General features: G+C 58.2%; 14 protein-coding genes. 6 read left to right on the forward strand and 8 right to left on the reverse strand.

Translation table 11 applies throughout. The features are described 5' to 3' along the window. Window positions 1–6 precede the first annotated feature (6 nt). The 8 genes from AC2FJ6_RS01140 to iscR all read right to left on the reverse strand — a co-directional run bounded on the left by AC2FJ6_RS01140 (window position 7) and on the right by iscR (window position 7,146). Entirely contained in the window at window positions 7–573 is a 567-nt protein-coding gene (locus AC2FJ6_RS01140) for a YIP1 family protein (protein ID WP_170769782.1), read from the reverse strand. Beyond that, window positions 570–1,055 (reverse strand): YIP1 family protein, encoded by a 486-nt coding sequence (locus AC2FJ6_RS01145; RefSeq protein WP_170769783.1) that lies wholly within the window; start codon window positions 1,053–1,055, stop codon window positions 570–572. The genes AC2FJ6_RS01140 and AC2FJ6_RS01145 overlap by 4 nt, the downstream gene beginning before the upstream one ends. After that, a complete protein-coding gene (locus tag AC2FJ6_RS01150; protein WP_170769784.1) occupies window positions 1,055–2,335 on the reverse strand; it encodes a SufB/SufD family protein in 1,281 nt (426 codons plus the stop codon). Before AC2FJ6_RS01150 ends, AC2FJ6_RS01145 begins: the two co-directional genes overlap by 1 nt. Then, the gene (gene sufC / locus AC2FJ6_RS01155) at window positions 2,335–3,090 is read right to left on the reverse strand and encodes a Fe-S cluster assembly ATPase SufC (RefSeq protein ID WP_496668235.1); all 756 of its coding nucleotides are present in this window, start codon (window positions 3,088–3,090) and stop codon (window positions 2,335–2,337) included. Before sufC ends, AC2FJ6_RS01150 begins: the two co-directional genes overlap by 1 nt. Continuing rightward, the gene (locus AC2FJ6_RS01160) at window positions 3,083–3,916 is read right to left on the reverse strand and encodes a glycosyltransferase family protein (protein ID WP_170790883.1); all 834 of its coding nucleotides are present in this window, start codon (window positions 3,914–3,916) and stop codon (window positions 3,083–3,085) included. The genes sufC and AC2FJ6_RS01160 overlap by 8 nt, the downstream gene beginning before the upstream one ends. 140 nt (window positions 3,917–4,056) lie before the next feature. After that, the gene (sufB, locus tag AC2FJ6_RS01165; RefSeq protein WP_496668237.1) at window positions 4,057–5,577 is read right to left on the reverse strand and encodes a Fe-S cluster assembly protein SufB; all 1,521 of its coding nucleotides are present in this window, start codon (window positions 5,575–5,577) and stop codon (window positions 4,057–4,059) included. An 18-nt stretch (window positions 5,578–5,595) separates the two neighbouring features. Further along, entirely contained in the window at window positions 5,596–6,639 is a 1,044-nt protein-coding gene (locus AC2FJ6_RS01170) for a cysteine desulfurase family protein (RefSeq protein ID WP_496668239.1), read from the reverse strand. 48 nt (window positions 6,640–6,687) lie between these two features. Beyond that, complete coding sequence (iscR, locus tag AC2FJ6_RS01175) at window positions 6,688–7,146, reverse strand: Fe-S cluster assembly transcriptional regulator IscR (protein ID WP_170769789.1); 459 nt, start codon at window positions 7,144–7,146, stop codon at window positions 6,688–6,690. A gap of 178 nt (window positions 7,147–7,324) precedes the next feature. On the opposite strand from iscR, the gene AC2FJ6_RS01180 reads away from it, so the two are divergent. The 6 genes from AC2FJ6_RS01180 to AC2FJ6_RS01205 all read left to right on the forward strand — a co-directional run bounded on the left by AC2FJ6_RS01180 (window position 7,325) and on the right by AC2FJ6_RS01205 (window position 13,068). Then, window positions 7,325–7,978, forward strand: coding sequence for an alpha/beta hydrolase (locus AC2FJ6_RS01180; protein ID WP_170324952.1), 654 nt, complete (start codon window positions 7,325–7,327; stop codon window positions 7,976–7,978). Further along, window positions 7,978–8,223, forward strand: coding sequence for a hypothetical protein (locus AC2FJ6_RS01185; protein WP_170769790.1), 246 nt, complete (start codon window positions 7,978–7,980; stop codon window positions 8,221–8,223). The genes AC2FJ6_RS01180 and AC2FJ6_RS01185 overlap by 1 nt, the downstream gene beginning before the upstream one ends. After that, window positions 8,220–9,377 (forward strand): HD domain-containing protein, encoded by a 1,158-nt coding sequence (locus tag AC2FJ6_RS01190; RefSeq protein ID WP_496668241.1) that lies wholly within the window; start codon window positions 8,220–8,222, stop codon window positions 9,375–9,377. Before AC2FJ6_RS01185 ends, AC2FJ6_RS01190 begins: the two co-directional genes overlap by 4 nt. A gap of 344 nt (window positions 9,378–9,721) precedes the next feature. Further along, window positions 9,722–10,057 (forward strand): DMT family transporter, encoded by a 336-nt coding sequence (locus AC2FJ6_RS01195; protein WP_170769849.1) that lies wholly within the window; start codon window positions 9,722–9,724, stop codon window positions 10,055–10,057. Between the two features lie 74 nt (window positions 10,058–10,131). Next, entirely contained in the window at window positions 10,132–11,949 is a 1,818-nt protein-coding gene (typA, locus tag AC2FJ6_RS01200) for a translational GTPase TypA (RefSeq protein ID WP_170769792.1), read from the forward strand. A gap of 273 nt (window positions 11,950–12,222) precedes the next feature. Then, window positions 12,223–13,068: a hypothetical protein gene (locus AC2FJ6_RS01205; protein ID WP_496668243.1), complete on the forward strand. Its 846-nt coding sequence runs from the start codon at window positions 12,223–12,225 to the stop codon at window positions 13,066–13,068. Window positions 13,069–13,109: the final 41 nt, after the last annotated feature.

Below are 13,109 nucleotides of genomic sequence, written 5' to 3' on the forward strand. Positions count from 1 at the left end.
TTCTTCCTAGACAGGCCCGCTGGGCGCCAGAGCAAGGACCAATGGCATCGCCACAAGAGCGGACAGCACAATGACCCCAAAGGATTTCAAGATCGAGCCGAATTTATGCGCCTCATTGATGAAATGCAGTGTGACGTAAAGGCTTACGATGACCGTTGCCAGAAGGAACAGCGCCATCAGGAACGGCACCACCAGTGACACCAACAAAGTAACGGTCAGGGCAGCCGTTTGCAGAAACTGCAGCCAGACAGACAGGATCATTATGTCTTCGAACTGCGCAACGCCGCCTAAAAACCGACCGATCAGAAAAAAGGCCACGATGCCCATCAGCATTGTCCCCGCAGACAGGAACAGATTCATGACTACCGGGTCGGGCGGTGGAACCGGCACACCTTCGGGCACTGGGACCAGTTGATCAATCCCGACCTGAACAAGCCCGTTCAAAACCACGGCCAGAAAAAAAGCAAGCCAAAGGACTTCACGCCCCGGACGCAGGGCCAAAAGATGCCGTGCCGCCTGAGCCGGGTCTGTTAGCGTCATGATCGCAAGATCGGGTAAAGATATTCCGTTCATTGCGTAATCCTCTGCGCTTGTCGCAACCCTGCCAGCCAGAACCACAGGAAGACCACGAACCAGATCAGCCCGACCGCAGTCAGTGTCGGCCCTGGCCCGATGAACCCTGCCACCAGACCGTTCAACAGCACCAGCGGGGTAGAGGACAACAGCGCCCAGAACAAAGCAACCCGCGCGCCGTAAGCTGTCCCCTTCCCTCCAACCAACCGCGCGGCGCCGTGTGAGACGAACGCCAGCAGATAGAAGAACAGGGGCAGGATGATCACCGTGCCCAGCAACGCCCCGCCCATGAGCATATTCAGCTCCAGCCCTTCCAGATGGGCACGGCGAGACAGGCCGGGCAATTGCGCAACGAAAGCTACAATGCAAAACGCCATCACAAAGACCAGCGCGCGATCTTCGCGTTGGCCCAGATCGAGCAGCCGACGCACAACGCGCCCTGGCCCGCGATACGTGGCGGCGATATCCGACGTCACCGGCATCAGCTGTGCCGCGACAACCAGCCTTCAAGGCGATCGACAATGGCCTTCGACAGGGCGTCATCTTCGATCTCGTCCACGGCCTCGGCCAGAAACGCCAGCGTCAGCATGTTGGTCGCCTCTTTGGTCGGAACCCCGCGCGAGCGCAGATAGAACAGGGCCGTTTCATCAATCGCGCCCGAGGTCGAACCGTGCGAACACGCCACGTCATCAGCATAGATCTCAAGCTCGGGCTTGGCGAGGAACTGGCTGTCGTCGTCCAGCAACAGCGATTGGCTGATCTGATAGCCATCCGTCTTCTGCGCGCCCTCCTTGACAAGGATCTTGCCCTGAAACACGCCGGTGGCACCGTTGCGCAACACCTTCTTGAACACCTGACGGCTTTCGCAATTCACGGCGTCATGCGTGATGAAGACGGTATCGTCGTGATGGAAATCGCCGTCACCAACGCAGGCACCGGCAACATGGGCCACCGCATCGTCTCCGGTCAGCTCGACCACTTGTTCGTTGCGCGTCAGCACGCCATTCACAGTCAGGGTGAAGGATTTGTAGACCGATTCCTGCCCCAGACGCGTGAACATGTGGGTCGCGGCACGACGTTCGTGATCGCGGCCTTGCGCCCGCACGTGATGCAACACTCCACCATCGGCAATGTCGATCTCCATGCATTTGTTGAAACGCGAGGCGGCAGGGCCATTTTCAAGGATCGTCACCTCGGCACCGCTTTCGACGCGGATGATATGGTGCAGCATCGCGTCAGAGGTTTCAGAGGCATGGCGATAAATAAAGCTGATCGGCTTGGACGGCTTGCCTGAGACATGAATCGCAATCCCATCCGCCGCAAAAGCCGTGTTCAGCGCCGCCAGAGGACGTTGCACAGGCGATTGACCCCGCGCTTCCAGCACGCCGTACAGCTCTTTCGCCCAGTGAATATCTTTAAAGCAAATGTCCTCGATCCGGTCGATGGTGACACCTTCCAGAGTCAGATCATCGGATTCCTCAGGGCTGAAAACGCCATCGACGAAAACGATCTTCAAACGGTCCAGATCGGCGAACAACATGGCCTCGTCCGGATCGAACAGTGCGGCCCGAGGGGCCTCGGGCGCGACCAGCGTATCCGGGCGGGTGTATTTCCAATACTCATCCCGGCGACCGGGCAGACCCATTTCCAACACACGGGCCAGCGCGTCTTCGCGCGCGGCACGGGTGCAACCGGCGTCGGGCATGACCAGATTGGCCAACCGCGCCTCGGTAGCGGTTTGTTTCACTTCGGGCAATGCCATCAGTTCACCTCGGCCAGAATGTCTGCATAACCATTGTTTTCAACTTCCAGTGCCAGATCGGGGCCACCGGTTTTGACGATCTTGCCGTCCGCCATGATGTGCACAACGTCCGGTTTGATGTGATCCAACAAACGCTGATAGTGCGTGATCACCAGGAACCCACGTCCTTCGTCGCGCAGCGCGTTCACACCCTCTGCCACCAGCTTCATCGCGTCCACATCCAGACCCGAGTCGGTTTCGTCCAAGATGCACATCTTGGGCTCGAGCATCGCCATTTGCAGGATCTCGTTGCGCTTTTTCTCACCGCCCGAGAAGCCAACATTGACAGGGCGTTTCAGCATGTCTGCGTCGATTTTCAGCGACTTGGCCTTGGTGCGGACCTCTTTCAGGAAGTCAGCCGCTGACAGCTCATCCTCACCGCGCGCCTTGCGCTGGGCATTCACGGCGGTACGCAGGAAGGTCATGTTGCCCACGCCCGGAATTTCGACCGGGTATTGGAACGCCAGAAAGACGCCAGCGGCGGCGCGCTCTTCCGGTTCCATCTCCAGCAGATCTTCACCGCCCAGAGTCGCCGACCCATCGGTTACTTCATACCCGCCGCGCCCCGAAAGCACATAGCTGAGCGTCGACTTACCCGAGCCATTCGGCCCCATGATCGCGTGCACCTTACCGGCCTCGACCGTCAGATCGACACCTTTAAGGATTTGCTTCTCTTCTTCCTCAAGTTTCACGTGCAGGTTCTTGATTTCAAGCATGATGGAGTTCCGTTTCCTGACTGTTCGTTGAAAAGCTCTCCAACAGGTTCGACTGACTGCGTTCGATACCATCCTGGTATGTCAGCGTTGCCGGAGGCTCTTGTTTCGCTTTTTGCGCAATGTCATCCACCCCAAGAGGCATGGGCAAAGCACGTTCTATTCCGGTTGCATAATCGTAGAATTTCAAACCGGGCTTCGTATGTATTTCCTTGTGGGCAAACCAATGGTTGGCCACGCCGTAGCTGTCGGCCACGATCAGCCCGTGTAGGCTGGACGAAAACACCACGCAGCACGCCGCGATCTCATCGCACACGACCTTGGCCGGGCGCCGCGTGTCGATAAGGCGAAAACGCGGGTCTGAGCCGACCAGATTTTGAATTGCAGGATCGTCAACCTCAGTGTGATGCGGAACGATGCCGATGATATCCTGCTGTGGTTCGCTCCGGGCATGCACCTTGGCCGCGAGTATACCGGGATCACCGTAGGTTACGCCCCGCAGGTTCAGCAGGGACGCCGTGATCGGCCCGCGCACGGTTTTCGGCGGCTGCAACGTCTCGACAAAATCGGCCGCAAGCGGTTCAAGACATCCACTTCCCCAGATCATCGGCTTATGTGACGATCCACGCCCCAGCGCCCCTTTGCGGGCCAATGACATGATGGACCCGATCGCAAACAAATCCGCCCGCACAGGTTTGGTCCAGACCACATCGCGGCCGGCCACGAAAGACACGACATCGCGTGACAGGTCATCGCCAAAATTGGGACGACTGGCCCACCAATACAGCTTGACCGGCTGCTTGTCGGGATGCGCTACAGACTGTTCCATCGCCTATCTCCGCCCCACGCCAGCGCCGCGCAAAACCCCAGCGGTCCGCCGGGCGCAATACCCGGCAGGCGCAGCGGTTTTCAGCACATATTTCGAGTGCGCAGCCAATGTGAGACGTCCTTTTTGAAACAGGCAGGTGGTTAACCCACCGACCCCTCCAACGAGATGGCGACCAGTTGCTGCGCTTCCATTGCAAACTCCATCGGCAGCGCCTGCAACACGTCCTTGCAGAAGCCGTTGACGACAAGCGCCACGGCCTCTTCCTCGTCCATGCCGCGCTGTCGGCAGTAAAACAGCTGATCGTCGTCCACTTTGGATGTGGTCGCCTCATGCTCAACGCGCGATGAGTTATTCTTGACCTCAATGTAAGGCACTGTGTGCGCCCCGCATTTGTCGCCGATCAGCAAGCTGTCACACTGGGTATAGTTGCGGCTGTTCTTAGCCTTGGGATGCATCGAGACCAGACCACGATAGGTGTTCTGCGCCTTACCCGCGCTGATGCCCTTGGACACGATGCGTGACTTGGTGTTTTTGCCCAGATGGACCATCTTGGTGCCGGTGTCAGCCTGCTGATAGTTGTTGGCGATGGCAATCGAATAGAACTCGCCTTGGCTTTCCTCGCCCCGCAGGATGCAGGACGGGTATTTCCATGTTACAGCGGAACCGGTCTCGACCTGCGTCCACATCACCTTAGACCGGTCGCCCCGGCAATCGGCGCGTTTGGTCACAAAGTTATAGATGCCGCCCTTGCCATTCTCATCACCGGGGAACCAGTTCTGGACGGTCGAGTATTTCACCTCGGCATCTTCTTCGATGATGATCTCGACCACAGCCGCGTGCAGCTGTGCGGTATCGCGCTGGGGTGCGGTGCAGCCTTCCAGATAGGACACATACGAGCCCTTATCGGCAATGATCAGCGTGCGTTCAAATTGGCCTGTGTTCTCCGCGTTGATACGGAAATAGGTGCTCAGCTCCATCGGGCAGCGCACGCCCGGCGGGATGTAAACGAACGAGCCATCCGAGAACACGGCCGAATTCAGCGTGGCGTAAAAGTTGTCCGAGACCGGAACCACCGAACCCAGATACTTCTTGACCAATTCGGGGTGCTCTTTGATCGCCTCAGAGATCGAGCAGAAAATCACACCCGCTTTCTTCAGCTCTTCCTGAAACGTGGTTCCAACAGAAACCGAGTCGAACACCGCGTCCACGGCAACCTTGCGACCCTCAGCCGGGGCATCCTCGGCACCTTCGACCCCCGCCAAAATCATCTGTTCTTTCAGAGGGATACCCAGCTTTTCGTAAGTCGCCAGCAGCTTGGGATCAACCTCATCCAAGGACTTGGGCTTTTCCTCCATCGACTTGGGACGGGCATAGTAATACTGGTCCTGAAAGTCGATCTTGGGATAGCTGACCATCGCCCAGTTCGGTTCATCCATCTGAGTCCAGCGCTCGAACGCGGACAAACGCCATTCGGTCATCCACTCGGGCTCTTCGTTCTTTTCCGAGATCAGGCGGACGATATCAGGGTTCACGCCCTTGGGCGCGTATTCCATCTCGATATCGGTTTCCCAGCCGTATTTATAGGTTCCGACCTCGCGTACCGCATCCACGGTTTCCTGATCGACACCCTCTTTTACCTGGGTCTGGTCCAAAGCGGCCATAAGACACCCTCCGTCTGATCACGCGGCCCGCGCGCGATGCTTTTTCTCTTTTTCCAGCCACGTTTCCGCGAAACGCAGCACATCTTCTTCCGTTGTCGTAGGCCCCAGCGAGACGCGAATTGCGCTGGCAGCTGATACCTCGTCAAATCCCATCGCGGTCAGTACCGCACTTGCACGTACCTTGCCGCTGGAGCAGGCCGAACCTGCGCTAATCGCAAATCCAGCCAGATCCATCTGCATGACCTGTGTCTCACCCTTCCAACCGGGGGTGGCGAAGCACAGGGTGTTCGGCAGGCGTTCCTGATCTTTCCCGACAAAAATAGTAGATTTAGAACCGGCCTCAAGGGCCTTTTCTAGAATATTTCTAAATTCTTTGACCTGCTCCCAAACTCCATCGGCCAGATCACGCGCCGCAGCTTCAGCAGCAGCCCCGAACCCCGCGATTCCAATGACATTTTCGGTACCCGAGCGCCGTCCCATCTCTTGCCCGCCGCCCTTGATCCGGGCGGGCAGATCGGTGCCGCGCTTCATCACAACCGCGCCAACGCCTTTTGGACCACCAAGCTTATGGGCCGAGATCAACGCCATCTGCGCATCCAGCCAGTTGAACGCCACCGGCAATTTCCCGAACGCCTGAGTCGCGTCCGTCACCGCAAGACCTGCTGGCAACGCCTGAACGATCCCTGTCTCGGAATTGGCAAGTTGCAGCGTGGATTGCGCCGGATCGGCCACTGTAACGGCCCCTTCTGGTGAAACTGGCAAGTCTTCCATAGCCCACGCGCGAACCGCATCATGTTCAATGGCAGCCCCGTGCAGACCTCGACCTTCCAAAGCCAGCGCTGCCCCTTCGGTCGATCCTGATGTGAATACGATATCCGCACCTTCCGCCCCGAATGCAGTCGCAATTTGTGCCCGCGCACGCTCAATCACTGCCTTGGCCGCGCGACCTTCGGCATGGACCGAGGACGGGTTGCCGCACATCTCCATCGCGGCAATCATCGCCTCGCGCGCCTCGGGGCGCAGTGGGGTTGTTGCGTTATGGTCCAGGTAAACACGTGTCACGGATTCACCTTTTCGCCGACCAGAACATTTTGTTTGTTCCCTGTCATCTTATTCGTCCACAACGGCAAATAGGCTGGGCACCGCCGGACAAGGCGCAAGATCGTTCTGAATCACATCCGATAGGCGCGTCTGATGCAGGAAAACGTAGACATGGGCGCTCAGCCCTTCCCACAGTCGATTGGTTAGAGATTGCGCCCGGCTGCCAGACAACGCCCCGGTCGCACCCGCGCCTTTTTGCAACGCGTCGACGGTTTCATCGACTGCGGCCAGAATCTCAACCACGCGGATCTCGGATGCGGGGCGGGCCAGACGATAGCCGCCACCTGGTCCACGCACCGACGATACCAAGTCGGCCCGGCGCAGTTTGACGAAGAGCTGCTCAAGGTACGGCAGTGAGATATCCTGACGCGCCGAAATTTCGCCAAGCGTCACCAGCCCGTCCGAGGGCTGAAGGGCGATATCGGCCAGCGCCACCATCGCATAACGACCCTTGGTCGACAGCTTCATTTGCATTCCCTCATGGCAGTTTACGCGCGAAATCATTGACGTCGCCGCTGCCAGTGCGTATCTCCGACAGGCGGCGCTTCGGCGCCTAGCATCACAATTAGAACCGTTCTAAGGTGCCCGACGATAACCGTCAAGTATTTCTGGGCACCCAGAAGAAAAAGACAGGACCGACGCACACATGCCCGAGGTGATTTTTCCCGGACCAGAAGGCCGCTTGGAAGGCCGCTACCACCCGCAAAAGGAAAAAGACGCACCGATCGCCATCGTGCTGCACCCGCATCCTCAATTCGGCGGGACCATGAACAATAAGGTGGTCTATAACCTTCACTACGCCTTCTATAACATGGGGTTCACCGTTCTGCGGTTCAACTTCCGTGGCGTGGGTCGCAGCCAGGGCGAATACGATCAGGGCGTGGGCGAGCTAAGCGACGCGGCCTCGGCGCTGGACTATTTGCAGTCGATGAACAACAACTCGAAACATTGCTGGGTCGCAGGGTTTTCCTTTGGCGCGTGGATCGGGATGCAGTTGCTGATGCGACGCCCCGAGATTACCGGCTTTATCAGCGTCTCGCCGCCTGCCAATATGTACGACTTTTCGTTCCTGGCCCCTTGCCCGTCCTCGGGGCTGATCATCAACGGATCGGCAGACCGGGTAGCCCCTCCGGCGGATACCACATCGCTGGTCAACAAACTGCACGAGCAAAAGGGCATCACCATCACCCATAATGAGGTCGAGGGTGCTGATCACTTCTTCCAGGACCGCCACATGGACACGCTGATTACCGACGTCAGCGACTATGTGAAACGCCGCCTGACCGAGAATACGCGCTGATGTCCGACACGATCACTTCACTGGCGTCCAAGCTGGCCGAAGACACAATGAAAGTGATGGACGAAACTGGCGACGACCGGTTCTTTGTCGAAGTTGGCGAGATGCTGGGCGCCTCGTCCCAGACATTGGAAGAGGCGTTTCTGACCGAAATTCGCGTTCGTTTGGCCGAACGCAAAGCGCGAAAATTCGTGGTGCAGAGACTGGCGGAACACCGCAGTCAGGTGAAGGCGATCGAAAAGCAATGACAGAACGGCTGTCCGCTCAGATCTCGTTTCTGAAACAGGCGGACAAGCTGAAATCCGTCAATCGCGCCAACACGCTGCTGGACCAGTCGAGGGCCGAAAACGCCGCCGAACATAGCTGGCATCTGGCCTTGTGGGCGCTGGTCATGTCCCCACTGGCCGAGGCAGAGGTGCAGATCGACCGCGTGATCCAGATGTTGTTGCTGCATGATCTGGTCGAGATCGTGGTCGGCGATCATCCCATCCACCTAAAAACAGACTGGGACGCGGTAGAGGAAGCCGAACACGCAGCGGCGCTTGAGCTTTTTGGCCTGTTGCCGTCGGATCAAGCGCAAGCATTTCTGTCCCTCTGGCAAGAGTTCGAAGCAGACGCGACGCCTGACGCGAAATTCGCCAAGCGACTGGACCGGTGCCAGCCTTTGTTCCAGGTCCTGTGCGCGCCCAACCCCAACCCCGACCACATCGAGATTGCCCGAGAAAACCTGAACGCAGGGCGCGCGGCCTATCTTGAGTCGGCGCTGCCAGCAGCATTCGCCCACGCCCATGCGATCTTGCGCGATGAAACCCCAGTTGAGACCACATTTTCGGCCCGCCTGCCCTTTCTGGTGGAAGCCGATCGGTTGAAAGCGGTTCTGCGGGCCTCGCGATTGTTGTCGAACGACCGCTTTGAAAACTCGGCTGAACATTCCTGGCATATCATGCTGTTTGCGTGGGTTTTGGCGGAATATGGCGGTTCTGAGGTTTCGATCTCGCGCGTGCTCAGGATGTTGTTGTTGCATGACATTGTGGAAATCGATGCTGGCGACCACCCTATCCACGGCCAAGTAGACAAAGACGCTCAGGATGCCGAAGAGCGTGCTGCCGCGGACCGCCTGTTTGGGCTTCTGCCCACCGACCAGCGCGACGCGTTTCATGCAATCTGGTTAGAATTCGAAACGGCCGAAACCCCCGACGCCCAATTCGCCAAGGCAATTGACAGGTTCCAAACCCCAATAGGCAACCTCGTCACCGGTGGCGGTTCATGGGTGGAGTATAATGTGACCCTTGCACAGATCGACAGACGCGTCGGCGTTCCGATCAACCGAGGCGCACCGCAGCTTTGGTCATGGCTGCGGCCGCAGCTTGAGGCCCATTTCGCCAGTCGCCACCCCGCGTGACCTCTTGCCCCAGTATGAAATCAGACCTGAACGCCCACTTCACGTATGGTTTCCTGATCTGCTTTGTCACGAGATTACCCCGCGCTGACCAACCAGCCGAAAAGAACAATCAAGGCGGAAAGAGCGACCACGGATTTCGCAAAAATCGTCATTTTTAAAAAACTCTAAACTCGAAAAACTATCGCTTTGATACCATTTTTCTTTTCCAAAAACAGTCCGGTAATCCTGACCAATTGAAGTAAATCCGCACGATCTTCAAACGCTCTACTTTGCGCAAGAAAGGCCTTGCCTGCGCCGATAGTTTCATGGTCAATCCAAGCCGCCACACTCAGATCGAGACCCCGATGCCCAAAGCCTATTTCATCCTGTTGTTCGCCGTGATCGCCGAGACCATCGGCACCACCGCTTTGCAAGCCAGTCAGCAGTTCACACGGTTCTGGCCCTCGGTTCTCGTGGTGGTCGGATACGGCATTGCGTTTTATCTGATGGCGCTGACTCTTCGCTACATGCCCGTCGGGATCGTCTATGCAATCTGGTCCGGTATGGGCATTGCTCTGATCGCGATCATCGGCTTCGTAGTATTTGGCCAGCGCCTGGATTGGCCCGCCGTGCTTGGACTGAGCATGATCCTGACCGGAATCCTCGTCATTCACCTGTTTTCCAAGACTGCAGGGCACTGACCGCCGGTTAGGGCTGGCCTATTTGCTCAAACCGCGCTATGCGCGCGGCAACTTCCCGTTTTAAGGCTGACCTCATGGACCTGCGCAATATCGCAATCATCGCTCACGTGGACCACGGCAAGACGACCCTGGTAGATGAGCTGCTCAAACAATCCGGCGCGTTCCGGGAAAATCAGGCCGTGGCGGAACGCGCCATGGACAGCAACGATCTGGAACGCGAGCGCGGTATCACCATCCTTGCCAAAGCGACTTCGGTCGAGTGGAAAGGCACCCGCATCAACATCGTAGACACCCCTGGCCACGCCGACTTCGGCGGCGAGGTAGAGCGCATCCTCTCGATGGTCGACGGCGTAGTTCTGCTGGTCGATGCCGCTGAAGGTCCGATGCCCCAAACCAAATTCGTGACCTCCAAAGCGCTGGCACTGGGCCTGCGTCCGATCGTTGTGCTGAATAAGGTCGACAAGCCCGACGCTGAACCCGACCGCGCGTTGGATGAATGTTTCGACCTGTTCGCCAATCTTGGCGCCGATGATGATCAACTGGACTTCCCGGCCATGTACGCCTCGGGCCGCTCGGGCTGGGCGGATATGGAGCTGGATGGCCCCCGTAAGGACCTGACCGCTCTGTTTGATCTGATCGTGGATCACGTGCCTGCGCCGAAACAGGCCGACAAAAAAAACGAACCCTTCCGCATGCTGGCCACCACGCTGGGCAGCGATCCGTTCATCGGCCGCATTCTGACCGGCCGTGTGGAAAGCGGGACTCTGAAAGCGGGTGACAGCCTCAAGGCCCTGTCGCGCGACGGGACCCTGATCGAAAACTTCCGCGCCTCGAAAATTCTGGCCTTCCGTGGCTTGGCGCAACAGCCCATCGACGTGGCCGAAGCCGGTGACATCGTTACCATCGCAGGCATGAGCAAGGCAACCGTGGCAGATTCGCTGGTTTCCCCGCAGGTGGACGAGGCCCTGCCCGCTCAGCCCATCGACCCGCCGACCATCACAGTGACCTTTGGCATCAACGACTCGCCTCTGGCCGGTCGTGACGGCAAAAAGGTCCAGTCCCGAGTGATCCGTGACCGCCTGATGAAAGAGGCCGAATCGAATGTCGCCATCCGCATCAGCGACACCCCCGGTGGCGAGGCGTTCGAGGTCGCAGGCCGTGGCGAATTGCAGATGGGCGTTCTGATCGAAAACATGCGCCGCGAAGGGTTTGAACTCAGTATCTCACGCCCGCAGGTCCTGTTCCGCGAAGAAGACGGCCAGCGGCTGGAGCCCATCGAAGAAGTCACCATCGACGTGGATGACGAATTCTCGGGCGCTGTGATCGAAAAAATCACAGGAGCGCGCAAGGGCGAGCTGGTCGAGATGCGCCCAGCCGGTGCCGGCAAGACCCGCATCATCGCGCACGTCCCCTCGCGCGGTCTGATCGGCTATCACGGTGAATTCCTGACCGACACCCGCGGAACCGGTGTTCTGAACCGCGTGTTCCACGGCTGGGCCGCGCATAAGGGACCGATCCCCGGACGTCGCGCGGGCGTTTTGATCTCGATGGAGAAAGGTCAGGCGGTCGCCTACGCCCTGTGGAACCTTGAAGAGCGTGGCCGCATGTTCGTGGCGCCACAAACAGATGTCTATCAGGGTATGGTAATCGGCGAGCATTCGCGCGACAACGATCTGGAAGTGAACCCGCTGAAGGGCAAAAAGCTGACCAACGTTCGTGCCAGCGGCTCGGACGATGCGGTGCGCCTGACGCCTCATGTCCAGTTCTCGTTGGAGGAAGCTATCGCTTATATCGACGATGACGAATTGGTCGAGGTCACGCCCAACGCGGTCCGCTTGCGCAAACGATTCCTGGATCCGCACGAGCGCAAACGCATGGCAAAGTCTGCGTAAGGAAAAGACTGTAAAACAGTTCACAGTGTGGAAACAATTCCACAATCGTGACATATTTGCGTCCACCACGGAAAAACACACAACATATAGGCCCGCCTTACTGGCGGGCTTTATTGTTGTTTTTAATGCATTTTCCATTTTTGCCCCGAAATTGAGGGCTTTTCTTTTTCCCGCACTTCTTGAAAATGTGACGAGGGATGGCTGTAATTATGTTTAAAGTATGGCACGAGTGTTCGTGCAAATACGGCTTAATGAGTACTAAGGAGTAACGCCATGCGCGTAAAATCTCGTTTACTGTCAATTGTTTTTGTTTCGGCCGCAATTCCGTTTGTAGCACCCGCTCCGGCATTAGCCGCCGACAAATGCACGGTCAAAACCGCACGTCAGTCGGTTTCAACTGAAACTCTGTGCGGTTGCTCTGTGGTTGACGCACGGATGCTGCGTTATATTCAGAGACGCGCAGATTTCGAGGACATCTTGGCGCGTACATCAGAGTTCTGCCCGGCTTTTGCGGCGGTTCTGACGGATATCCCTACGGCAACGATCGCTTCAAATACACAGCGCACCGGCGACGGTGATGCGGATGAATCCGATAACGATGGCGACAACGGTAACGGCGGCGACGGCGGTGACAACGGCGACGGCGGTAGCAACGACGACGGTGGTGACAACGACGACGGTGGTGACAACGGCGATGGTGGTGACAACGGCGACGGCGGTAGCAACGACGACGGCGGTGACAACGGTGGCGGCGGTGACAACGGCGACGGTGGTGACAACGGCGACGGTGGTGACAACGGCGACGGTGGTGACAACGGCGACGGTGGTGACAACGGCGACGGCGGTGACAACGGCGACGGCGGTGACAACGGCGACGGTGGTGACAACGGCGACGGTGGTGACAACGGCAACGGTGGTGACAACGGCGACGGCGGTGACAACGGCGACGGCGGTGACAACGGCAACGGCAATGGTAACGGCGGTGGCAACGGGAACGGGAACGGCAACGGGAACGGGAACGGCGGCAACAACGGTAACCAAGGCAACAACGGAGGCGGCAACGGCTCCGAGGGCGCAAGCCCTGGCCAAGGCAGCGGCGCCAATGACGACGAAAGCTGATCTGGGCCCGTTTACCCAAAGACAGAGAGGCGACCAACCGG

It is taken from the genome of Ruegeria sp. CDSA089 (assembly GCF_059612205.1).